Genomic DNA, 21,673 nt, shown 5'->3' on the forward strand with positions numbered 1-21,673 from the left:
GAAGCATTCTCCCAGTGCTCGTTCTTTTATATTTACTATTTTAATGATTTCCATCCATGATAATCATGTACGGCAAATCCTCCGAAGGAAGCGTATTCGTCTGCCAGCCGCTGAACAGCCATGAGCTGCTCCTCCATGTACAGTCTACCTTCTTCATAAAAGGTTACCGAAGGCGTCTCACGGCTTGGGTTGGTCTCCACCGCAAGTATCACCTGTTTTCCAAGCAAGGCTGCTTCCTGCAGCTCTTGCTCGGATGCGGATAAGATCCGCTCCGCCGAGTCGCGATACGCCATAATCGTGATGGAGTCGAACTGATTAATCATCCAGCTGCTTAATGAGCTGTCCTGACCAGGGACTGGAATCTCATCAAACCAGAACGGCATGTCCGCGCCTGCATGCAGCTGCTCCTGTTTGGCAAATCTGCATATAAACTCCATACTGCTTTGCCACTGCCGTATAACCGAATCCCGGTCACTCAGCCACTCCGGGAGCAAGTACGGTTCAATATCTACATGGACACCACTAAACTTCTCTGATTCCTGTGCCTTCGATTGAAATTCGGCAACCCAGCTTAAGAAGGCCTTTACCTGAGTTCTCTCTCTCTCCAAAGCCATTGAGGGAGACCCGTCTAACGCATAAACACGAATCCCCTGCTTTAAGGCCATGTTATTAAAAGCTTTATAAAAAGGCAGCTCTACTTCGTTTGACACTTGTAAATAAAGCTCTTGAACTCCTTTGCTACTAGCAAAGGATATCAGGTCCTGAGGTTTATGGACAATGTCCCATGTATTCCAGACCCATGTTGCCTTAACATGCGGTTTCATATCAGCGCTCGCTCCAGGTGTAGCATAGAAGAAAGCAATTATGGTTACCATTGACAAGAGAACAGCATATGGCAGTCGTCGACGTGGAAACACAGGGTGACACTCCTTCGATTCGCCTATCAGGTCCAGAATCGGCAGCCCGGCTATCATGGCAGACTTATTAAGTCCGCTGTAGACCCGTGGCTTTGCGTCTCTACCTTTCGATAGATTTGCCCTGACGGAATGCTATTATTCATCTTTATTATAGGATAATCACTTCGACAAAGCTACCTTTTCATATAGCTGCTTCATGATGTAGTACGACTTCTTTAACCGTTCCTGGTACTTTGGCGTCTCCCACTTCTCCCATTGATACCTGTACATATCCTCTGCCTTTAACTGACCCTGAGAGATTCCCGGCAGGGAATAGGCGATATCAGGACTACCCGGTGTATCGGAGCTTCCCTGGGATAAAGGCCGGTAGGAAAGAACCGCCATTTTCAGATGATCTACCTGTTCACTGCCTTGCAGCCCCTTCTCCCATAAATCCCCCATAATTTGACGATGGCTGGGATCCTTCACATTAAGCAGCTGCCACGGAATACGGACCTCGACCACATGACCATTCTCATGATAAGCCACATCCGTCATAGAATCGAAATCAGGACTTTTCGGATTGGCATTACCGTATCGCAGAAACCCGGTTTCATACGTTTCTAACGGAAGCTCAAGCGTTTGTCCGCGTACATTAGGAATCGTTAAAGGTCGGTTCAGCACCAGCTTCATTTTATGAAAGACTCCATTATCCTTCTTAGACGCATAATCAAGGAAAGGCATGAATTTCAATTGATGGCCATACTGATAGTAGGTTGAATCATAGTAGCTGTCCACCCAAATTCGGGACTCCTTCGGCCCCTTCAAATCGATGACGAAATCGATCCCCGCATCCGTCGTAAGCCCGCTTCCTCCCGGAATACGATACTGCCCTTGACCGGGAATCGTGTCAAGCAAAATCATAGCCCCTGTCTTGGACCAATCCAAAGGACCGCCATTTTCTCCAAAATCAATTCGGAAGTGAACATAGCCGGCATCACTGGTTACGAATAGCTGCTTTATCTCCCTTTGTTTGTCGTTACTATCCAGGACCTTTACAGGAACGGCCGGCTTCATTGCTACCGGGGAAATTCCCGCTCGGGTCCAATCACTCACATCCCCATCCTCATAAATCGCTGCTTTCGGTTCGGAAGGGTCAAAGGTGAGGAGACCAAAGCTTTGCTCGCTCGTTTGGGTATTGGCCCAAAACGGACGACGGTCCGGATTGTCCAAATCCATAGTATTCCATGTGCGCTTGAACCACTCATCCTGCCAGGTAAACACGATTCCTCCCGCCATGCCCTCATGATATATGTCCTCAAACAATCCAGCGGCAATATTTCCTTGCTCTTGCTCATTGTGCTTCCCCTGATTCCAGCCGTGAACATTCCTATGCGTCATTCCTCTTGAAGAGGGAACTCCGAACTCGGCAATGAGCACGGGCATTCGATGCGCTTGCTTCAAATCATGCAAGTAGCCGGAATAGCTGTTCTTTACCCCTCGGAAATCAACATAATCCGTATATTTCGTTTCATAATTCATGAAATCAGGGTAGTACGGGTAAGTATGATAGGAGGCGAAGTAACCGGCCTGGAATGACGGTTTCTGATTAATAACATTGGGATCAACCGAAACCATATCTTCCTTTGAGAGTGGTTCGGAAGGATGATTCAGCAAATCCGTCGTCGTCCAATTCGTAAAGCTTACCGGCCGCTGCCAATGATACTTATCGGTTTCATAAGCTACGACCTCATCCATCGTTCCCGCCAGCCAGGCTTCGAACGGTGAAGCCTTCTCTGTCTGGAAATAGCGGCCGTTAAAGTCCCCGATGTCACGGTGCTTCTCATTGGTTCCAACTACCACCTCTGGATCCCATTCGATCCCCAGCACCCAACCAAGTACATATTTGGAAATATCCGCCCGATACACGCCCGAAGCATGCCCAGGCTTGGCGGGCAGACTAGCGTTCCCGTGAATCACATCAACTGTTAGCTGAATTTCCTTCTTATACTCGTCGGAAAGCTCCGCAGCATAAGCATCCTGCAAGGAAACCAGCTTCTCTTCGTTAACCCACACACCGTGAAGCAGATAGATTGGCTCCTCCGCCTTGAGGTTATATTCCAGCAGCGCTTCATAAAAGGCAGGAGGATGCAGCGTATAATTCCTTATCACATTGGCTTTCATTTCTCCGATATATTTGAACCAACGCATATATTCGGCCTTGGAAATAGCAGCTTCTCCCGGGAAGTGACCCGGTTTACCTATCCCCAGATTCACACCCTTGATCAAAAAGTCGTTCCAGCGATTATCTTTGTATAACTGCAGATACTGCCCGCCTACCTTAGCAGGAATCGTGATGCCGTCCGCTGTAACCGGAAACGTATTTTCCTTCGGGACGTTCGGCTGCTCCCGCAGATCGGTTGCTTCCTTAAAAATCCGTTTCATCAGCGGCAGGTAAGCCCTCCAATAAAAGCTTTGCTCGCTTTTACCCGAATCCCAAGAAACCGCACGAAATATACTATCCAGCCAAGAAGCCTTGTAGAAGCCGGGCACCTCATTGTTATCCGCATAATCACCTGCGAAATAATAGGCTCGATAGATCCCGGTGTCATGCCGGATCACGGCCGGGAACGTGGATGGCAGCCCTTGCTCCCGCAGCTTATCCTCTCCCGCATCCGTAACGTCGAGTTGATAATAAGCCAATACTTCCTTACTGTCTTCGGGCTCGATTACGTCAAACCAATAGTTATATCTTGCCTTCAGCGAAGAACCGACAAAGGCTTCTCCTTCTTCCGTTAAACGGAATACATTCCCGCTTTTCCCTGTATCTTTCCCTTCTTCCAATACGATGATTTGATCTTGTTCGCTCACAAAAACAAAGCCGGGGCCAGCGAAGGACCACTTTGTCCCGGTTTGATGCTCATAATTGCTTTTGGCCCATTCTGGAAGCTCGCCGCCACCGGACAGCTCAGGAAAAAACCGGCCGATCCAGCCTGACCAGCGCAAGCCCAAAATTTCATACAACGCCTTCTTAGCTTCGGGGTCCGTGGGGCTCCCAAAGGTGTTGAATTCAGCAATCAGGGTTGTTCCTTTAAATAGGGCATTCTTCACCTGGTCGATGTCAGAGGCTTGGAGTCCTCCATAAATTTTGTTCGAACGATTACCGTGCTCAATCACTCCTGAGATGTCGTCTTTATATACGCCATAGGTATCGGCAATATAAAGCAGATCGTAATCGTTCGAAAGATCAAGCTCCCGAATACTATGTCCTTCAGGCTCGGGAACATAGCCATAATAATCTTTTTCCACGGTATAAGCCGTTTTGTCATGCTTCACATACTTCATGTGATTTAAGAGCCACATAAGGCCCTTATGTTCACGAAATGTAGTATCCGGGACTGTTTTGTCCAATATTGCCACATTCAGCAGATGAGAGGGCTGCAAAGCCCAAACGAATACTGGAATAGACAATACGGATAGCAATAACAGAAACCCGGCGACCCATCCAAACCAGGCCCGCTTCATTGTTGTTCCTCCTTCTAGGCTGAAATTCCTTTGCGCTTCATTTCACCCCAGCCCTGCGTCCGACCCAGTAAGGCGGAAACCGTAGCCCCGGCTCTCCAGAACGTAAGCATCGGACGATACCAAAACGCCTCCGAAAGAGCATAAAAAAACAATAAATTCATCTCGGATAACTTCTTGTATTTGCCGAGCCGCCATTCCTCCAAAAGCACGGCGCCCATAGATAAAAAGGATCCGTATACAACCATGAGTGCAAAGAGCATCAAGGAAAATTGAATATAGACTCTGTCTAAGAGAAGATCTAAAACGAGGGTCAGATATCCGATAAACTCAATGAATGGCCCGAGAAATTCAACAAGAAAAAAGAACGGCATGGCTACAAAGCCGATACTGCCATACTTCCGGTTGAATAGCATTTTCCGATGCGTCCATAAGCTCTCAAACAGGCCTCGATGCCAGCGATACCGTTGTCTCCGCAAATATTTCAATGTTTCCGGTGCTTCCGTATAACAAACGGGGTCAGCCACATATTCAATTTTCGCCCCCCATTTCTGTTCTATGTTCATCCGGTGAAGCCTCACGACCAGCTCCATATCCTCACCGACGGTATCCGCCTTATATCCGCCCGCTTGAATCACTCTGGAGGTTTTAAACACTCCAAACGCGCCGGAAATGATGAGCAGCAGATTCTCCCGGCTTAAGCCGATACGCCCCATCAAGAACGCGCGCATGTATTCGATGCTTTGCATAATGACAAGTGGATTATGAGAAAGCCTCATTTCTTTCATTTGTCCCTGAATGACCTTGCTTCCGTTGGCAATAAGTACATTTCCGCCTGTCGCCAATATTTCTTCATCCGTGTTCTCTACGATAGGCTTCATAATTTTTAGAAACGAATCAGGGTCTAGAACAGTATCTCCATCAATTGAAGCAAAATAAGGGTATTTGGACAAGTTAATACCCGAATTCAAAGCATCCGCTTTTCCCCCGTTTTCTTTATCAATAAGAAACAAATATGGATGAATCTCCGAATGGTATACATTCCGAATCGGCTTAGTCTCGATACCGTTGCGTTTTTGAAACACTTTATTCTTGATAGGCACCATATGGAACCGTTCGATAACTTTTTGCAGGGTTTGGTCGGTGGAGCCGTCATTAACAACGATGATCTCGTATTGCGGATAATCCAATCTTCCATTGCCGGTAACCAGTGATAATATGGTGCCGATCACCCCGGCTTCCTCATTATAGGCTGGCACGATGATAGACAGCGGCGGAGTAAAAGAGGAATCCCTCATTCTTTTATATGGCTCTACCTGATGAAGACCCCTCTCCTTTTTCAACCGGACAAATGACATAGCAAACAATATCATATAAATAACGCAAATAGCGATAAAATAAATAAAGATGATCTGATTGAACAAGAGGAATGGATGCCGAAGAACATTCAGAATCTCACTCATAGTCCATACTCCTCTCCATCCATTCCTGGGATATGCTTCTTGCGAACGGGTCCGCGTGGGTGAAAGTAATTGTCTCCAAAATACTGATTCCATCTTTATATTTCCGAATGGATTTGGCCGCCTCCGACCGGACACTGTAGACTTTATCTCCTACAAGACGCAGAAGGAAGGGCATGAACCTCTCATGACGGATACTTCCCATAAGTCTGGCAAGCATTAGCTTCTCCCCTGTTTCCCGGGGATGATCCCACTGTCCGCTTTCGATCATACTTTCCATTCTGATGATAATCGGATCGATGGAAGTAATGTATCCTAGAGATGCAATGGTTTTTAGGCCTCTAACTCTAAGCTCGCTGTGAGGGGATTCGATTAATTGCTCCAGCAGAACTTGAAGTTCCTCCGACCGTAAGTTTTTATCACGGACAACGTCCAGCATAGCCTCCCTCCATGAATCTTCCAATTGGAAGAAATGCTTCACATACTGATCTACATTCCCTTGATGGACTACACGGCTCATAATTTCGGTTAACAAGAAGGATGGAATCTCTTTGGACTTTTGTAAGAGCTCCAATAATTTCGGGTATTCAAAGGAAGCAAGCATAAGATAGATTTGATATCTTTCTTCTGGAGAACACAGCTTACTTGATAAATGTCCGATCAGTTCATCCTGCATCGCCTTTATTTGGAACAAATCGATAAAATACAATGCATTCATTCGTGTGCTCCAGCGCCTATGCCGCAGCTGTTTTTTATATCTCGGAACCAAGTGCCGATCAACAAAATCTTGAAGCGGATTAAAGTCTTTTTCAAGCTTGAAATTACTGAGGAACTCGCTTAGCTTATCCTCGAGCGCCTCAAATTGGTACTCCTCCGTAACTATAACCAAGTGAGAGCCTCTTCCGGTGGTTAAACAATTATCGATATCGTGAGAATTTTGATGCACCCACATTGCTTTCTTACGGGATCGCAATTGATTATGAATCTTTTTCCAAAATAAATAGATATAAATCGTTACTAATAAAACAAGGGAGGCTGCGGTAAGCAGCAGTACAAAAAGAATATTCGTCATCGGAAACCACCGATTAATCTTGTGATCCTGGCACGAAGCTCATTTAAGCTGAAGGGCTTCGTCATATAGTCGTTAGCACCTCTTTGAATGGCTAGTGTAATATCAGCCTCTTTCCCCTTACTGCTGAGCATCAAGATCAAGTACCTTCTTCTGTCGTAACCCGCACGTATTCTACTTAAAATCTCAAGACCGTCCATCTTGGGCAAAATTCGGTCAACAATCAAAAGAAAACGTTCATTTTGCCGATGCCACGGATCGTTGAAAAACTCCTCGCCGTCAGCGAACACCTTAATCTCAACATCGAATATACGATCACCAATATCGGAAAGCTGATGCCTGAGCATCTCCCTTATTAGCCGGTCATCATCAATAATAGCTAACTTCAGCTTTCGTGCGGAAGTATCCTTCCCGGCTAGCGTGCCGTCCATTACAAGACTCGATCGAACAAGAGTAGAGTCAGTAAAAGGCATAACCTTCAAGCAATCTTCTGATGATTTGTCTGCATCCACAAATTCCACTATTTTACAGGAAAAAGTTGCAAAATGAATCCCACTAGTTATTTGTATCGGTTGTTCAGCAAATTTTTTGGTCAACCGATTCATTAATTTCATTGCATCCTCTTTGGCCGTTTTGGGAAGTACCAGAATAAAACCGTGGTTCGAATAATGCGCCACACAATCTGTAGGACGAATACTTTTCTGAATGAATTCAACAAGTTTCTGTCTTAAGACCCGGTGGCCCTCATAGTCTATCGTGCCAACTGCGTCCAGCTCCATATATACCATAGAGAATGTTTCGTGAGATCGTTTCATATCGGTAAGCTGCTTATCGACCTCAGCCCTCAGATATCGATAATTAAACGCGCCGGTTAACGGATCAATAAGAATCTGATCAAGTATTCTTTGTCTTCTTTTTAGTAAGCGCTGGATATGGGGGAGCAGCTTGTCTATTTGTAATGGGAGGTAGAAGGCAGCATCAGCCATAACTTCTGTTATCGTTTCCTGGTCATTTTCATGAACGATAACAACAACAGGGATATGCCTCACTTCACAATATTGTCTCAATTCCACCCAGTCTGTTAATGAAACGCCAGGTTCCTGTGGATCTATAAGCATTACCGTACAATCCGGATTCATGAGGTCAATTCTATCTAACAATTCCCGACTTTCATCGGAAATTATTGTAACGACTTGACAATCAAAATCAGGAGGAAACGTTATTTTATGAGCTTTGTCATTCAGTATACAAACAACGGGGCGTTTCAATGCTTGTTGGTAAGTCATAACATCACCTTGTATTTTCCGTATATCAATCCTATTGATCCCTATCCATCAATATATCTTATTTAAGTATTTCTTGTGATGTCCAAATAGTTCCACAATCAATCACATAGGTATTTGTACCTATACCTTACCATAGACTCGTCATTATTTTACAAAAGAATTGTTAAAGAAATTTTAGGTTTACCCCACCGCCGTTAGCAATAAATTGAAAGTTGAACATATGTACTGTAGTAGTACTAAAAAAGGAGGACGGTTGCTTATGAATCGGGCATTACTTCCCCGCGAGGAGCATGCCTTTTGGCTGGAGATTTTGGAGGATCACGCACATTTCGCGCATGACCATCTGGCGCCGCAGGAAACGGCGGATATTCAGCAAGCCGCTTTGTACATACAGGCGTTCGGGGCATTGAGAAGGCAGCTGGCGGCAATCCCTCCCGGACTTCCGGCTGCACATGCGGACATGATCCAATTCAGCAGGCAAGCATATCCTGTAGCGAACGGTTATTTTCGGTTCGAGGGCTCGCTGCAGAGCAGGCGCATTTTAAACCGGATCAACATCAATTTAACCCCCACCTACTTTAATGGAACATTGCTGGAAAATGAGGAATATTTACGTATCCTAAGCTTTTACATGCAGGGCATGGAGTTTCCGGAGCTTCCGTTGGCAGCGCTCATGGATATGTGGCTGGAAGACCAATTGGGGCATGCCGTGCTGCTTCGGAATGTGCTGGACCCGGTGGAGCTTCTGCTTACGGAGAAGGCCTCCGGATTCTCTCAGCTGTTTCAAGTACATATGACGAAAAATCGGGCCCTCACGGGCTACCTCCGGTTCATCGCACCGGGCTTCCCCGATCAGCAGCAATTTGCCAAAGAGGTCAGAGAGACGGTACAGCAATTTTATGCCTTCGTAGTGGAGGTGGTCCGCCGGTATCGAGGGACGACCGTACTAAGCCGGACAACGCTGCGTTTTCTCGAGCACCACTTTCCGGAATCGTGCTACTTTCTTCGGAAGCTGGCACTGTACGATCCGTCGGCCGGCTCGTTTGAGAGCTGTCCCCTAACGAAGCCGTCATTTTAAAAAAAGCTTGGAGCTCAAGGTGCGAGCACCTTAAGCTCCAAGCTTGGTTTCAATTATAAGGGATTAGATTTTCAGAACCCCGCCGTTGCTTGCATTCGTTACAAGCTTCGAGTAACGGGCCAAATAACCGGTCTTCACCTTCGGCTCGAAGCCCTTCCAGTTGGCCTTGCGGCGCTCCATCTCTTCGTCGCTGATCAGCAGTTGAATCTTGCGGTTCTCCAGATCCAGCTCGATCTCGTCTCCATCCTCAACGAATGCGATCGGACCGCCTTCAGCCGCCTCCGGAGAGATATGCCCGATGCTGATGCCGCGGGATGCGCCGGAGAAACGGCCGTCGGTAATCAAGCCGACCTTCGCGCCAAGACCCATACCTACGATCTGTGATGTAGGCGCGAGCATTTCCGGCATACCCGGTCCGCCCTTCGGTCCTTCGTAACGAATGACCACGACATGGCCTTCCTTCACCTTGCCGTTCGCAATTCCCGCCAGTGCATCCTCTTGGGAATCGAAGCAGATTGCAGGGCCCTTGTGATAGCCGCCGACGGACTTGTCCACCGCACCAACCTTGATGATGGAGCCTTCCGGCGCCAGGTTACCGAACAATGCGGCCAAGCCGCCGCGTGCGGAGTGCGGGTCGTCGATCGGACGAATGACTTCCTTATTCAAAATCTCGCAGCCGGCCACATTCTCGCGGAGCGTTTTGCCGGTTACGGTAATGCGGTCACCGTCAAGGGCGCCCGGTTTCTTCAGCAGCTCATTGATGATCGCACTTACGCCGCCTGCGTTGTGCACATCCTCAATGTGATGCTCGGATGCCGGGGCAATCTTGGCCAAATACGGCACGCGCTCAGCCACTTCGTTGATGCGTTCGATCGGATAATCGAAGCCCGCTTCCTTGGCCAGAGCCAGCGTGTGAAGCACGGTGTTCGTGGAGCCGCCCATCGCCATATCCAGCGCGAACGCGTTGTCGATCGTTTCCATTGTCACGATATCGCGCGGCTTCAGATCGAGCTTGATCAGCTCCATCAGCTGCTTTGCGGACTGGCGAACGAAATCTTTGCGTTCAGGAGCAACAGCCAGGATCGTACCGTTGCCTGGAAGCGCCAAACCGAGCACCTCAGCCAAGCAGTTCATGGAGTTCGCCGTGAACATACCGGAGCAGGAGCCGCAGGTCGGACAGCCGTACTGCTCAAGCTCTTGCAGGCCCTTCTCGTCAATCTTGCCGGCCTGATAAGCGCCCACGCCTTCAAATACGGAGGACAGGGAGATGGAACGGCCGTCGGACGTTTTACCGGCCTTCATCGGGCCGCCGCTGACGAATACCGTCGGAATGTTGACGCGGAGTGCGCCCATCATCATGCCCGGTGTGATTTTGTCACAGTTCGGGATACAAACCATACCGTCGAACCAGTGGGCGGAAACGACGGTTTCCAAAGCGTCCGCAATAATCTCGCGGCTCGGCAAAGAATAACGCATACCGATATGACCCATCGCGATGCCGTCATCCACACCGATCGTATTAAATTCAAAAGGTACGCCGCCCGCTTCGCGAATCGCTTCTTTGACGATTTTGCCGAATTCTTGAAGGTGCACGTGACCTGGAACAATGTCGATATAAGAGTTACAAACCGCAATAAACGGCTTGCCGAAGTCCTCTTCCTTTACCCCTGCGGCACGCAGCAAGCTGCGGTGCGGCGCGCGGTCAAAGCCTTTTTTGATCATGTCGCTTCTCATTTTACCGTTAGCCATTACCGTATAACCCTCCCAAGCTTCTATGCTACTTCAATTTGCTTCATATGATTGTACCATGTTTCTAGTAAATTGAAAACGAAATCCCATTTGGGAAAACCAGACGATCTGAAGTACCGCCGCCGGGTCCTGTTTTTGCCGAAGGAGAGCGTTTCGAGTATAATGAGGGCAGATGAAGGAGGCGTAGCCGGCATGTCCGCAACGGAATTTGATTATTTATACGATGGCGTAGAGGAGACGAAGACGCGTTTTGTGTGTTTTGTCGGAGAAACGATGCGCCGATTCGATCTTGCCATTACCACGACGAATCGCTTCTACGGAAAGAAGCTGGTGACGGATATGCAGCTTGGCCGCACGGCGGTGATCGGACCGGATGACCTCGAGGAAGAGGGTTACCTCGAGCACGTGTACAAGCTGAACGAAGAGGAAGCGAACGAGCTGAGGGAGTTTCTCGGGCAAATCGTCGGACCGGTGAATTTCACGGATATTTAAGTGGACACCGCCAGAAACACCGATAAAGGTAACGCAAAAAGTCGCAAAGGCAGCTGCTCTGCGGCTTTTTCTTGTTGCTGCCGGAGCTGCCTGTTGACCGTTAGATTAAGTTTGCGTTATCGCCGTAACTTCTTGCCGCCCATCGGCGTCTATCGAAGCAAGGAGTGTGAAGCTATGAAGAAAAGCATACAAATACTGCTGGCTGCGGCACTGCTGCTGGTTCCCCGGCTGCCCGTTCATGCGGAAAGCGAGCCCCTGCCGGGGGAGTCCGTCCATGTGCCTTATGTCACCCTGCTCAGCGAGTTTACGCTGTATCCCAGCAAGGAAACCAAGCCGGCCGAGGCAATCGGCGCTCTTACCCCGCTGCAGTCCGTCCTTTTGGCCGACGTAGAGGAGCAGAGCCTGCTCGGCGTCGCAAGCCAAAGGAAGATAGCCGTAGAGACATGGCTCGGCACCGCCTGGCTGAATATGGACGAAGGCTCGTACAAATTCGGCAAGCTGGAACAGCGGGAGCAGCAGCTTACGTTATTGCAGGAGCAGACGGAGCTGTACGCGAACATCCAATCTCAGCCTTCGCCATATACACTGGCTCCCCAAAGGGTGCAAGCGATCGCCTCCATACCGGTTTGCGACCCTTACACCCCTTGCTATTCGAATGACCGATGGTTCCTGATCCGGACATCCTGGCTCGGCGATCAGTGGATCCGTCCGGGTCATTATGCGGAAAAATACGTCGGCTCAGCTGTAGAAGGAATGATCGCGGTGGCCGAGCCCAGCGAGGTGTTCCTTCACCCCTTCGATAAGCCGATAGCCGACGAGCCTCGCTTCCAACCGCAGGTGGTGAAGCCGGTGAGCAAATACATCCAACAGGCGCGAATGGTGCCACCAAGCGTGTGGTATCAGGTGGAAACGCCTAGAGGGCTCCGTTGGATCCATCTCGGAAGCGAATATGGGCTTGGATACGAACGGGCTCAGGCGGTTGAGCAATCAATAAACATACCAGTCCCCTTCCAGTTCTACAAGAGTCCCTTTAGCTCCGATTCAGCGACTGAAGAACAGGTTCCGCGTCAGCTGCAGGCGGTTGGTTCCAGAGAAGGGGGGTGGTTATTCGTGCTGACGGGTGAGAAAGGAAGCTGGGTCAATCCGTCCATGGAAGCGGCCTCCCGCATCACGGGTGAATGGGACAACGACGTCAAGCTTGGCGTAAAGCAATCCCAGGCGGAGCTTCACCTGACGGAAACGTCTGTCATCCTGAGCAAGCCTTTCTTCGAGGGGAGCACCGAGCTGCTGCTCAGCCCGCAAACGGTGACCGCTTCCCGGGAGTGGACGTCTCCACACGGAGAGACTTGGTATTACATCCATACGTGGCAAGGAGCAAAATGGGTGCGGCCCTAACCATATATAAAACTTGACAAAGGGGCTGCTCATTCGTTATCTTACAATTAAGACCGATCGGTCTTATAATGCCGAAAGGATTAGATTTATGCGTAAAGGGGAAAACACCAAGCTGCGGATCATTGCTCAATCGGCGGAGCTCCTGAACCGCAAGGGCTATCTTCATGCTCCCGTATCGGAAATTATGGAAGCTACGGGATTAAAGAAGGGGGGCATTTACAACCACTTCGAGAGCAAGGAAGACTTGGCCCGGGAAGCGCTCAGCTACGCCGTTCAGCTGCTCGGTCATCGACTCAAGGAAGCCTTGAGCGCGGAAGGAACCGTCACCGAGAAGGTTCTGCGTTTTATGCAGGTAAGCCAGGAGCTGCTCCTCGGTGTGCCGATTCCCGGAGGCTGTCCGGTCATGAACGCGGCGGTAGAAGCGGACGATACTTCGCCCGAGCTGCGGGAGCTGGCCAAACAAGCGATGGATCGCATGGTCGGTATGGTGCAGCGTACGCTCCAAGACGGGATCGCATCCGGCGAATTGAAGCCGGAGCTTGACGCCGGGGCCTTGGCCTCCGTCATCGTAGCCACCATGGAAGGAGCCCTCATGATGAGCCGCTTGCACGGGAACGATCACCATCTTCGGATCGCGGCTCAGCATATAACCGGCGTGCTGCATTCCGCATGTGTCCCATCATAAATTAAACCGATTAATCCCCTCTTGCAGGGGCTTCCTTTTACCGAAAAAACAGACCATTCGGTCTCATATCAACCGCCTTTCATTTCAGAAAAAGAGGTGCACCCGTTATGTCTATTATGCCTTCGCCAAACGATTCCTCCGCAATGTCCCGCCGTGTCGTCATTACCGGCATGGGCGTCGTCTCCCCTGTCGGTTCTACCGTTCAGGACTTCTGGACACACCTGATCGAAGGCCGCTCCGGCATCCGCCCTGTCTCCGGGTTCGATACTGCTCCGTTTGCCACCCGGATTGCAGGGGAAGCGTACGGCTTTCAGCCCGAGCTCTACCTGGAACCGAAGGAGCTTCGGCTGTATGACCGCTTTCTTCAATTTGCCATTGCCGCATCAACCCAGGCGCTGCAGCAGTCCGGTTATCGGATCACGGAAAGCAATGCCGAGAGAACCGGCGTGTATATAGGCTCCGGCTTCGGCGGCATCTCCACGCTGCTGGACAATCACAGGCAGCTCTTGGACCGCGGAGCCCGGCGAGTCAGCCCGTTCATGGTGCCGATGATGATTCCGAACATGGCCTCCGGGCAAGTATCCATCCGTTTCGGGGCGCAAGGGCCGAACAGCTCGCCGGCTACCGCCTGCGCTACCGGCAACAACGCGATCGGCGACGCCTTTCACCTCATCCGCAGCGGACGTGCGGATGCTATGCTCGCCGGCGGCACCGAGGCTCCGATCTGCGAGCTTTCCTTCGCCGGATTCTCCAATATGAAGGCCATGTCCACCCAGAGCGATGCGCCTGAGCGCGCCAGCCGGCCGTTCGATCTACAGCGGGACGGCTTCGTCATGTCGGAGGGAGCCGGCGTGCTGCTGCTGGAGGAGCTAAACGGCGCATTGCGCCGAGGTGCCCCGATCTTGGCGGAGATCATCGGATACGGTCTTTCGGCGGACGCCTATCATATGACCGCTCCCGATCCGGAGGGCTCCGGCGCCTACCGCGCTATGGCGGAAGCGCTGCGGGACGCGGGCTTATCCCCCGGGCAGGTCGATTATATCAATGCTCACGCTACCGGGACGCCGCTGGGAGACCAGGCGGAAACGGCAGCCATCCGGCGGCTTTTCGGGGAGCATGCGTATCAGCTGGCCGTCAGCTCGACTAAATCCGTAACAGGCCACTTGTTCGGGGCCGCAGGCGGCGTAGAAGCCATTGCGACCGTTCGGGCGCTGCAGGAAGGCCTTCTACCTCCAACGATCAATTATGAAAGCCCTGACCCAACCTGCGATCTGGATTACGTTCCAAACGTAGCTCGCGCTAAGGACATCCGAGTGGCGCTATCCAACGGCTTCGGCTTCGGAGGACACAATGCCGTGATTGCCCTTAGCAAATACGAGCCTTAATCGATCGAACGGAAACAAAAAGGCCGTACCCCAAATAACATCATTTGGAGGTACGACCTTTTGACATGGTTATCGTTTTACTAAATCTTCCCGGACCGGGGTAAAGGAGTCCAGCAATGCGCTTGGCTCAAGCGCGCGGCAGCCGTGCTTCGCTCCGCTGGGGATATAAATCGTCTCCCCTGCTGTGATCACCTTTTTTTCGCCGTCGATGGAAAATTCGAGCTTACCCTTCAGGCAGTAGGACAGCTGCTCATGAGGATGGCTGTGAAGATACCCCTCCGCACCTTCCTCAAAATGCACTTCCATCATCATAATCCCTTTGCCCGGCTCAAAAATTTTGCGCTTCACGCCAGGCTCGGCGTTTTCCCATACGTTAATGTTGCTCATAGCTCCTACCTACCTTCCTTTCGCGTACAAGTAGTCCATTGCCACCCACAGTATATCGCAAATTCGCTATAAACAGAAGCGATTCCGTTTAGGTTTGCTTGGATTCTTTTTGGGGCGATGAAGTCAATGTAGGCAAAGCAGGCAAGCCTTCGCCTCCCGCAGCGAGCCGGGCCAAGCCCGCCTCACATACGCCGTAGCTTCTCCAGCGGCAGCTGGCACACCATTCCCCTATCCTCTCCGGTGCCACCAATCGGCGGATCCGTTCGAGCAGCTGTTCCCAAGGCAGCGTATCCCCGAAGGCCAGCCCCAGGTGATCCAGCACGAGACGGTCATGCCGAAATACCCCTTCTCGATCGCAGTGGTATTCCTGATCGGACGGAAAGCACGAGCATAAATCGTCCACACCCTCCACAATCGTCACAGAAGTCAAAGGGTTTTCCCGAAGCTGTACGTATACCGCCGTCATATTGTCCGTATAGGCCTTGGAATAGCCCATGCCCCGGTACCCCAGCAAGCAGAGCAGATGATGGCCCCGCAAACGAACCGTCATACGCTCCATAGTCTCACCCCCAACAGGATGCAAAATAACACCAAGCCCCCGCCTGCGGCAGTCGCGTCCGCCGTACGATTTCGCTCCTGAAGATCGGACAGGGACAGCCCCTTGCGGTGGATATAGCCCTTAATCTCCATCGCCATGATCAAATCCTCCACCGTCTGAAACAGCGATATGAGCAGCGGGATCACGAAAACAGGGATATCCCTGACGGCAATCTGGCCGCGGCGGGCGGCCCTCTTGCCCCGGGCTTGCGCGATCAGCGCAAAGCGCCGGGTTTCTTCCAGAATGAGCGGGATAAATCGCAGGACGAGCGAGGCGGCCAGCGCCAGCATCGAGGTAGACCAGCCGATCCGGTCGAAGACGGACAACGCTTTCTGAAGCCCCTGCTTCATCTCGGCCGGACTGGTCGATAAGGTGAACACAATCCCCAGCAGTGTCACCGAGAAGAAAGGCAGCAGATGGGCGAAGCTGCCCGCGGCTCCTTCCCAGGCAAAGAATAAAGGGAAGCCTTGATCGGTTTGAATCCGAAGTCCGGCAAAGCTCGAGGCGAAGGCCATAAAAAAGAGCAGCGGCTTGCACAGCCTCAGCACTCTGCCGGCATGCTCCCGGTCCAGCAGCAGCACCGCACCGAAAGCAAGCAGCAGCGATAAGACAGTGCCGACCCGCTCCGTCTGAAGCACAAAGCCGGCGGAGAGCAGCGTATACACCAGCCACTTCACCCGCGCATCCAACAGGTAGACGAGCTTGCGCCCGGTTGCAGTACCGGACTGCTCAAGCGGATTCACCGGCGTCACTTCGACCCGCTCGCTAACCGGCGACAACGCTGCCGCCGCCTCTTGAGGCCCAGCCTCGAAAGGGCGTCTGTCCATCGCCAGCGCCAGCTGCTCCGCCATCTTCTCCGGCTCCAGCATCTGCAGCGGCACGTCCAGCCCGGCGCTGCGAAGCTCTCTTGCCAGCTCGGCAGCGCCCGGCAGCCCGACTCCGGCCTGCTCCAGCAGCTCCGGATGCCACCGAAGCTCCTCCGGCGTCATATCCGCCACAAGGCGGCCTTCGTTCAGGATCAAGACGCGATCCGCCACCTCCAGGAACGCCTCCCAATCATGCGTTGCCATCACCACACCGGAGCTTCGCTTCCACTCAAGCAGCTGCTCCTTCAGCCGAGCGGAGGAGGCCGCGTCTAGGCAGGCAGACGGCTCATCGAGGAAGAGCCACGGCCGCTGTGTAGCGGATAGAGAAGCCAGCGCCACACGCCGTTTCTGCCCGCCGCTAAGCGTCAGGGGTGACACCTCCAACAGCTCCCGCGGCAGCTTCATTGAGGACATCGCCTTGTCGATACGCTCCTCCCGCTCCGGCTTGCCAAGCCTATACGGACGAAGGGAATAATCGAACTCCCCCTGAATCGTCTGAGCAAACAGCTGCTGCTCGGGAAACTGAAAGGCCATGCCGCTAAGCAGCAGCGCCTCGCGCACGGGCTTTCCTTCGCGCCATAAGGAGGTGCCATTGTAGTGAACCGTACCGGAGGCGATGGGCGTAAGTCCGGCCAACGCCTTCAACAATGTCGATTTCCCCGAGCCCGTACGACCGATGAGCAGCGTCAACGAACGCTCCGCAATTTCGCTGCTTACCGGATGCAGGAGCGTCCGCCCTGCTTTCCCCTCCGCTCTAACCGTGACGTCTTTCATTACGATAGGCATAGTGCGCGCACGACCTCCTTCAGCTCGCGGGCATGAACGGGCCGCTCAGGGATAGAATAGCCCTTGCGCTCGAGCTGTCTGACTACCCGGACCGTGTAAGGCAGCTCCATCCCAAGCCGCTCGCACGGACTTCCTTCTTCCCCGTCCTGAGGATAGAAGAAATGACGGCTCTCTCCGTCGTAGACAACTTGTCCAGCCTCCATCGCAAGCACCCGGTCCGCGAAGCCAAGCTCCTCCGGCCGGTGGGTGATCCAAAGGATCGCCGTTCCCGAGCGGTGAATCCGCTGAACGGCTTCCAGCACCAGCGCCCTCGACGCCGGGTCCAGCATTGACGTAATTTCATCCAGAATGATGAAATTGGCTCCCGCCGCAAGACAGGAGGCCAAATTCAACAGCTGCTTTTGCCCGCCGGATAAGGTAGTGACTAGGGTATCCAGCGGCACATGCAGGCCCACCTGTTCCAGCAGCTCCCGGACCAGCTGTACTTTCCCTGCAATAGAGCCATCTGCGGCGAGGCATAAGCTGACCTCCTCCAGCACCGTTTCTCCGATCAACTGGCTGTCCGGATTTTGCAAAACGATATAAGTGAGGACTCCGTCCTCTTTCATGATCCTTCCGCTGCTGACCGTACCTAAGCCTGCTGCGGCTTTCGCCATCGTGCTTTTGCCGCTGCCGTTCGAGCCGACAACCGCCGTCCAGGAGCCGGCAGGGAAAAACGCGGTCACACCGCGAAGCGCATAAACGTGCCCCGACAATCCGCTTTCATAGATCATATGTACATTTTCGAAGATCATAGCCATACGAAATAAAATTCGTCCCCTCTCTACCATTTTCTGAGAGACCATGCTATAATGCCAATTGTTAACCAGTAATATTTGTTTTTAGGTTAACAATCAAGTAATACTACTATATCATCAATAGGAGAGAGAGACAATGAGAGGATTGACACTGCGCGGAGTTGCCTTCAGCAGCTTGTTCGCCGCACTGGTCGTTGTGTTCGGATTTGTGAGCATCCCGCTCGGCTTTACCCCGGTACCTATCACCCTTCAAACATTAGCCGTCATGCTGGCAGGCGGCCTGTTAGGCGCCGCTTATGGCTTTTTCAGCTTATTTATCGTCGTTGCCTTAACGGCGCTCGGTTTTCCCTTGCTCGGGGGCAAAGGCGGCATTTCCGTACTGCTGGGACCGACGGCGGGCTACGTCTGGATGTGGCCGATTGCCGCTCTCTTAATCGGTTGGATCGTGCAGAAGCTGAAGCAGAAGGGGGTTGTCGAATTTCTGTTGATCTTCCTTGTCATGGAAGTGTTCGGTTCCCTGCTGCTGTATGTATCCGGAGTTCCATGGCTTGCGCACGTGGCCAAGCTTCCGTTTGACAAGGCGATGGTAGCCGGGTGTTATCCTTACCTGCCTGGTGATGCCATAAAAGCCTTGGCAGCTACGGTCATTGTCATTTCCTTACGGCGTGTGTTCCCCGTTCAGCGTTTGGTCGGCAGCAGCAGCAGCGTTTCTCAGCCAACCCAATCCACGTAATGTCCATGAAAAAAAGAGGCGTATCCCGCAACAAGCGCGGACAACGCCTCTTTTTTTCTTAAGAAACCGCCCCGATACGGCCGATTTCCTTCGTGAGCGAGTTGAATTCCAGCTCCTCAAACTTGGCTTGTACCGTTCGGCTGTCCGGACTCCACACGCCTTCCTCCAAGGAGCATGCGACCGGAGCGTCGCAGCAGATCGTAGCCAGCTCGCGACACAAATGCAGCATCTCCAGATCCGCCTCGATCTTACTTTTCACACCCTTCGGTAGCGAGGCAAGATTGGCTATAATCCCGTCGATGGACTCATACTCAAGCAGCAGCTTGACGGCCGTCTTCTCGCCGATCCCCTTGACACCCGGATAATTATCGCTTGTATCCCCGATCAGTCCCTTCAGATCAATAAACTGCGCCGGTGTCAGCTGCTTCTCTTCAAGCAAAGCGTCAGGGTCATAGACCGCGTAATTGGAAGCGCCCTTTTTCATAATAATAACCTTAGTCTTCTCCGTCACCAATTGAAGCATATCGTGGTCGCCGGTGAGCACATATACGTCCGCATCACTGCTGTAGTGGCGCGCCAGTGTGCCGATGCAATCGTCGGCCTCGAAGCCTTGGATCCCTACATTCGGCACGCCAAAGCTGGCCACGACTTCCTTCACCAGATCGAACTGAGGGATCATCTCGAGCGGAGCCTCGGGACGGTTCCCCTTGTAGTCGCTGAATTTTTCCGTGCGGAACGTGCTGCTGCCCATATCCCAACAGCAAACCACATGCGTCGGCTGAAACTGCTTAATCGCATCCATAAAATATTTCAAAAACCCGAACACCGCATTCGTCGGCAATCCCGCTTTCGTTTTTCTTATGTACCCTCCATAGGAGTTGGCATAAAACCCTCTGAATAACAACGCCATACCGTCTACCAGCAATACCTTCTTTTCTTGATCCATCGACTTTATCAACGCCTTACTCGTTTTTCTAGTATTATAGCATAGGATCGCCGAGTATTGGCTGGTATCATGATAGGAAATAAAGTGTAATTCGCAAAGCATGATTACCGGGTTTCCCGGTGCAGTGTCACTCTTTTCAACCGCGGACAGTATTTCTTGAGCTCCAGGCGGCCTGGATGGTTCTTCTTATTCTTGGTAGTCGTATAGTTCCGGTCGCCTGTTTCCGTGCATGCCAGCGTAACGATAACTCGCATAGCTAAACCTCCTCTCCTGACGGTCCGGCAGCCGCAGCCAGAATCTGCTCCAGCTGCTCCGAGGATGCGTTCGGCAGCCCGTCGTGAATTTGGCTCCAATCCGAGCGCATCTCCTCGTCCGTCAGCAGGCATTGATCCAACTTCTCCGTGATCACCGTCTTGTTCATATGAATACCGATCAGCACAAAACGCGTGATTCTATCCCCGTACACGGGGTCCCAAGCCTGCAAAAGCTCCGGCTCCTCCGCCAGCAGCGCCTCGCGTTCTTCTGAAGGAAGTGCGGAAACCCACATTCCGGCGGGCCCGAATTGAATGGATGGACCTGCCTGGCTTAAGCTCTGGGCCATGTCATTTCTTGACGCGAGCCATACCATCCCCTTCGCCCGAACGACCTCCTCCGGCCAATCGGTCATCCATTCGGTCAACCGCTCCGTGTGAAACGGTCTCCTCCGCTCATAAACAAAGGAAGAAATTCCATATTCCTCTGTCTCCGGGGTATGATGGCCCTGCTCGAGTTCCTTCATCCATCCGGCGGATGTGCTGGCTTCGTCGAAGTCGAACCGTCCCGTATTCAGCAGATGCTTCGGATCGACCATGCCCCGCGTTGTGCGGAAAATCACTGCCCGCGGTTGAAGCTTCCGCAGTACCTGCTCCAGTTCAGCAAGCTCCTCTTCCTCGACGAGATCGCACTTGTTCAGAAGCAGCACATCGCAAAATTCGATTTGGCTAAGCAGCAGATCGACCACGTCGCGAGTATCGTCCTCGCCTACCGCCTGCTGACGATCCAGCAGCGATTCGCCGCTGGAGTAGTCATGCCAAAAGCGGTATGCATCCACCACCGTCACCATGGTATCCAAGCGGCAAAACCGCGTGAGGTCGATGCCGTGCTCCTCATCGATATAGGAGAAGGTTTGCGCTACAGGGATCGGCTCGCCTACACCTGTAGATTCGATCAAGATATAATCGAATCTGCCGTCCCTCGCAAGCCGCTCCACCTCCCGCAGCAGGTCCTCTCGAAGCGTGCAGCAAATACAGCCGTTAGACATCTCCACCAGCTTCTCTTCCGTTTGCGAGAGACCTCCTCCTTCTTTGATCAAATCGGCATCCACATTCACCTCTCCCAAATCATTCACGATGACAGCTACCCTCAAGCCTTGTTTATTCGTTAGAATCTGGTTCAGCACCGTCGTCTTCCCTGCACCCAAGTATCCGCTTAGCACAGTAACCGGTATTTTCCTACTTGCATTTGTTTCGGTCATTCCTTAGCCCTCCATTAATTAATAGTAATT

19 protein-coding genes and 1 riboswitch are annotated in these 21,673 nt (G+C 51.9%); of the genes, 6 read left to right on the forward strand and 13 right to left on the reverse strand.

The annotated features are described in order from the left end of the window. Window positions 1-35: 35 nt before the first annotated feature. The 5 genes from RAC89_RS06625 to RAC89_RS06645 form a co-directional block, all read right to left on the reverse strand. Window positions 36-614, reverse strand: coding sequence for a hypothetical protein (locus RAC89_RS06625; protein ID WP_306612564.1), 579 nt, complete (start codon window positions 612-614; stop codon window positions 36-38). A 340-nt stretch (window positions 615-954) separates the two neighbouring features. Continuing rightward, a riboswitch (cyclic di-GMP riboswitch) is annotated at window positions 955-1,048 on the reverse strand. Window positions 1,049-1,076: 28 nt separating this feature from the next. Beyond that, a complete protein-coding gene (locus tag RAC89_RS06630) occupies window positions 1,077-4,421 on the reverse strand; it encodes a glycoside hydrolase family 113 protein (RefSeq protein ID WP_306612566.1) in 3,345 nt (1,114 codons plus the stop codon). Window positions 4,422-4,435: 14 nt separating this feature from the next. Continuing rightward, window positions 4,436-5,881 carry a glycosyltransferase family 2 protein gene (locus RAC89_RS06635; protein ID WP_306612567.1) on the reverse strand — a complete coding sequence of 482 codons (1,446 nt, stop codon included), beginning with the start codon at window positions 5,879-5,881 and terminating at the stop codon, window positions 4,436-4,438. After that, window positions 5,874-6,950, reverse strand: coding sequence for a HEAT repeat domain-containing protein (locus RAC89_RS06640; protein WP_306612569.1), 1,077 nt, complete (start codon window positions 6,948-6,950; stop codon window positions 5,874-5,876). Before RAC89_RS06640 ends, RAC89_RS06635 begins: the two co-directional genes overlap by 8 nt. After that, complete coding sequence (locus RAC89_RS06645; protein ID WP_306612570.1) at window positions 6,947-8,233, reverse strand: response regulator; 1,287 nt, start codon at window positions 8,231-8,233, stop codon at window positions 6,947-6,949. Before RAC89_RS06645 ends, RAC89_RS06640 begins: the two co-directional genes overlap by 4 nt. Before the next feature lie 259 nt (window positions 8,234-8,492). Here RAC89_RS06645 and RAC89_RS06650 point away from each other — a divergent pair, with 259 nt between their 5' ends. Then, window positions 8,493-9,311 (forward strand): DUF2935 domain-containing protein, encoded by an 819-nt coding sequence (locus tag RAC89_RS06650; protein ID WP_306612572.1) that lies wholly within the window; start codon window positions 8,493-8,495, stop codon window positions 9,309-9,311. Between the two features lie 63 nt (window positions 9,312-9,374). Here the strand turns inward: RAC89_RS06650 and ilvD are convergent, their stop codons facing one another. After that, window positions 9,375-11,060, reverse strand: a complete 1,686-nt coding sequence (gene ilvD / locus RAC89_RS06655) for a dihydroxy-acid dehydratase (RefSeq protein ID WP_284641348.1) — start codon at window positions 11,058-11,060, stop codon at window positions 9,375-9,377. A 162-nt stretch (window positions 11,061-11,222) separates the two neighbouring features. Between ilvD and RAC89_RS06660 the strand changes: the two genes are divergently transcribed. From RAC89_RS06660 to fabF, 4 genes are all read left to right on the forward strand, one after another. After that, window positions 11,223-11,552 (forward strand): DUF3055 domain-containing protein, encoded by a 330-nt coding sequence (locus RAC89_RS06660; protein ID WP_372516671.1) that lies wholly within the window; start codon window positions 11,223-11,225, stop codon window positions 11,550-11,552. Window positions 11,553-11,726: 174 nt separating this feature from the next. Then, complete coding sequence (locus tag RAC89_RS06665) at window positions 11,727-12,947, forward strand: hypothetical protein (protein WP_306612573.1); 1,221 nt, start codon at window positions 11,727-11,729, stop codon at window positions 12,945-12,947. A gap of 88 nt (window positions 12,948-13,035) precedes the next feature. Then, window positions 13,036-13,632 (forward strand): TetR/AcrR family transcriptional regulator, encoded by a 597-nt coding sequence (locus RAC89_RS06670; RefSeq protein ID WP_306612574.1) that lies wholly within the window; start codon window positions 13,036-13,038, stop codon window positions 13,630-13,632. Between the two features lie 143 nt (window positions 13,633-13,775). Further along, complete coding sequence (gene fabF, locus RAC89_RS06675) at window positions 13,776-15,017, forward strand: beta-ketoacyl-ACP synthase II (protein ID WP_306616059.1); 1,242 nt, start codon at window positions 13,776-13,778, stop codon at window positions 15,015-15,017. 69 nt (window positions 15,018-15,086) lie between these two features. On the opposite strand, the gene RAC89_RS06680 is transcribed toward fabF, so the two are convergent. From RAC89_RS06680 to RAC89_RS06695, 4 genes are all read right to left on the reverse strand, one after another. Continuing rightward, a complete protein-coding gene (locus tag RAC89_RS06680) occupies window positions 15,087-15,404 on the reverse strand; it encodes a cupin domain-containing protein (RefSeq protein ID WP_306612575.1) in 318 nt (105 codons plus the stop codon). Window positions 15,405-15,492: 88 nt separating this feature from the next. Continuing rightward, entirely contained in the window at window positions 15,493-15,963 is a 471-nt protein-coding gene (locus tag RAC89_RS06685) for a DUF1284 domain-containing protein (RefSeq protein ID WP_306612576.1), read from the reverse strand. Further along, a complete protein-coding gene (locus RAC89_RS06690; protein ID WP_306612578.1) occupies window positions 15,951-17,654 on the reverse strand; it encodes an ATP-binding cassette domain-containing protein in 1,704 nt (567 codons plus the stop codon). The genes RAC89_RS06685 and RAC89_RS06690 overlap by 13 nt, the downstream gene beginning before the upstream one ends. Beyond that, window positions 17,642-18,448 carry an ATP-binding cassette domain-containing protein gene (locus RAC89_RS06695; RefSeq protein WP_306612579.1) on the reverse strand — a complete coding sequence of 269 codons (807 nt, stop codon included), beginning with the start codon at window positions 18,446-18,448 and terminating at the stop codon, window positions 17,642-17,644. The genes RAC89_RS06690 and RAC89_RS06695 overlap by 13 nt, the downstream gene beginning before the upstream one ends. A gap of 139 nt (window positions 18,449-18,587) precedes the next feature. On the opposite strand from RAC89_RS06695, the gene RAC89_RS06700 reads away from it, so the two are divergent. Beyond that, on the forward strand, window positions 18,588-19,184 hold the full coding sequence (locus RAC89_RS06700; RefSeq protein ID WP_306612580.1) for a biotin transporter BioY: 597 nt from the start codon (window positions 18,588-18,590) through the stop codon (window positions 19,182-19,184). 58 nt (window positions 19,185-19,242) lie between these two features. On the opposite strand, the gene RAC89_RS06705 is transcribed toward RAC89_RS06700, so the two are convergent. The 3 genes from RAC89_RS06705 to RAC89_RS06715 form a co-directional block, all read right to left on the reverse strand. Continuing rightward, window positions 19,243-20,130 carry a 5'-3' exonuclease gene (locus RAC89_RS06705; protein WP_306612581.1) on the reverse strand — a complete coding sequence of 296 codons (888 nt, stop codon included), beginning with the start codon at window positions 20,128-20,130 and terminating at the stop codon, window positions 19,243-19,245. 104 nt (window positions 20,131-20,234) lie between these two features. Further along, a complete protein-coding gene (rpmG, locus tag RAC89_RS06710) occupies window positions 20,235-20,384 on the reverse strand; it encodes a 50S ribosomal protein L33 (RefSeq protein ID WP_306612583.1) in 150 nt (49 codons plus the stop codon). A 2-nt stretch (window positions 20,385-20,386) separates the two neighbouring features. After that, a complete protein-coding gene (locus RAC89_RS06715) occupies window positions 20,387-21,643 on the reverse strand; it encodes a GTP-binding protein (protein ID WP_306612584.1) in 1,257 nt (418 codons plus the stop codon). Window positions 21,644-21,673: the final 30 nt, after the last annotated feature.

Origin of the sequence: Paenibacillus sp. GD4, assembly GCF_030846225.1 — a bacterium.
GTDB lineage: Bacteria > Bacillota > Bacilli > Paenibacillales > NBRC-103111 > Paenibacillus_G > Paenibacillus_G silviterrae.

What these genes read in the sequence shown, in the direction of transcription:
- RAC89_RS06680 (WP_306612575.1), bottom strand. Translation starts at nt 15,404, where the DNA reads ATGAGCAACATTAACGTATGGGAAAACGCCGAGCCTGGCGTGAAGCGC.
- RAC89_RS06695 (WP_306612579.1), bottom strand. Translation starts at nt 18,448, where the DNA reads ATGATCTTCGAAAATGTACATATGATCTATGAAAGCGGATTGTCGGGG.
- RAC89_RS06700 (WP_306612580.1), top strand. Translation starts at nt 18,588, where the DNA reads ATGAGAGGATTGACACTGCGCGGAGTTGCCTTCAGCAGCTTGTTCGCC.
- RAC89_RS06670 (WP_306612574.1), top strand. Translation starts at nt 13,036, where the DNA reads ATGCGTAAAGGGGAAAACACCAAGCTGCGGATCATTGCTCAATCGGCG.
- RAC89_RS06635 (WP_306612567.1), bottom strand. Translation starts at nt 5,881, where the DNA reads ATGAGTGAGATTCTGAATGTTCTTCGGCATCCATTCCTCTTGTTCAAT.
- rpmG (WP_306612583.1), bottom strand. Translation starts at nt 20,384, where the DNA reads ATGCGAGTTATCGTTACGCTGGCATGCACGGAAACAGGCGACCGGAAC.
- RAC89_RS06645 (WP_306612570.1), bottom strand. Translation starts at nt 8,233, where the DNA reads ATGACTTACCAACAAGCATTGAAACGCCCCGTTGTTTGTATACTGAAT.
- RAC89_RS06665 (WP_306612573.1), top strand. Translation starts at nt 11,727, where the DNA reads ATGAAGAAAAGCATACAAATACTGCTGGCTGCGGCACTGCTGCTGGTT.
- RAC89_RS06660 (WP_372516671.1), top strand. Translation starts at nt 11,223, where the DNA reads ATGAGGGCAGATGAAGGAGGCGTAGCCGGCATGTCCGCAACGGAATTT.
- RAC89_RS06690 (WP_306612578.1), bottom strand. Translation starts at nt 17,654, where the DNA reads ATGCCTATCGTAATGAAAGACGTCACGGTTAGAGCGGAGGGGAAAGCA.
- RAC89_RS06715 (WP_306612584.1), bottom strand. Translation starts at nt 21,643, where the DNA reads ATGACCGAAACAAATGCAAGTAGGAAAATACCGGTTACTGTGCTAAGC.
- RAC89_RS06650 (WP_306612572.1), top strand. Translation starts at nt 8,493, where the DNA reads ATGAATCGGGCATTACTTCCCCGCGAGGAGCATGCCTTTTGGCTGGAG.
- RAC89_RS06640 (WP_306612569.1), bottom strand. Translation starts at nt 6,950, where the DNA reads ATGACGAATATTCTTTTTGTACTGCTGCTTACCGCAGCCTCCCTTGTT.
- fabF (WP_306616059.1), top strand. Translation starts at nt 13,776, where the DNA reads ATGTCCCGCCGTGTCGTCATTACCGGCATGGGCGTCGTCTCCCCTGTC.
- RAC89_RS06705 (WP_306612581.1), bottom strand. Translation starts at nt 20,130, where the DNA reads ATGGATCAAGAAAAGAAGGTATTGCTGGTAGACGGTATGGCGTTGTTA.
- RAC89_RS06625 (WP_306612564.1), bottom strand. Translation starts at nt 614, where the DNA reads ATGGCTTTGGAGAGAGAGAGAACTCAGGTAAAGGCCTTCTTAAGCTGG.
- RAC89_RS06685 (WP_306612576.1), bottom strand. Translation starts at nt 15,963, where the DNA reads ATGGAGCGTATGACGGTTCGTTTGCGGGGCCATCATCTGCTCTGCTTG.
- ilvD (WP_284641348.1), bottom strand. Translation starts at nt 11,060, where the DNA reads ATGGCTAACGGTAAAATGAGAAGCGACATGATCAAAAAAGGCTTTGAC.
- RAC89_RS06630 (WP_306612566.1), bottom strand. Translation starts at nt 4,421, where the DNA reads ATGAAGCGGGCCTGGTTTGGATGGGTCGCCGGGTTTCTGTTATTGCTA.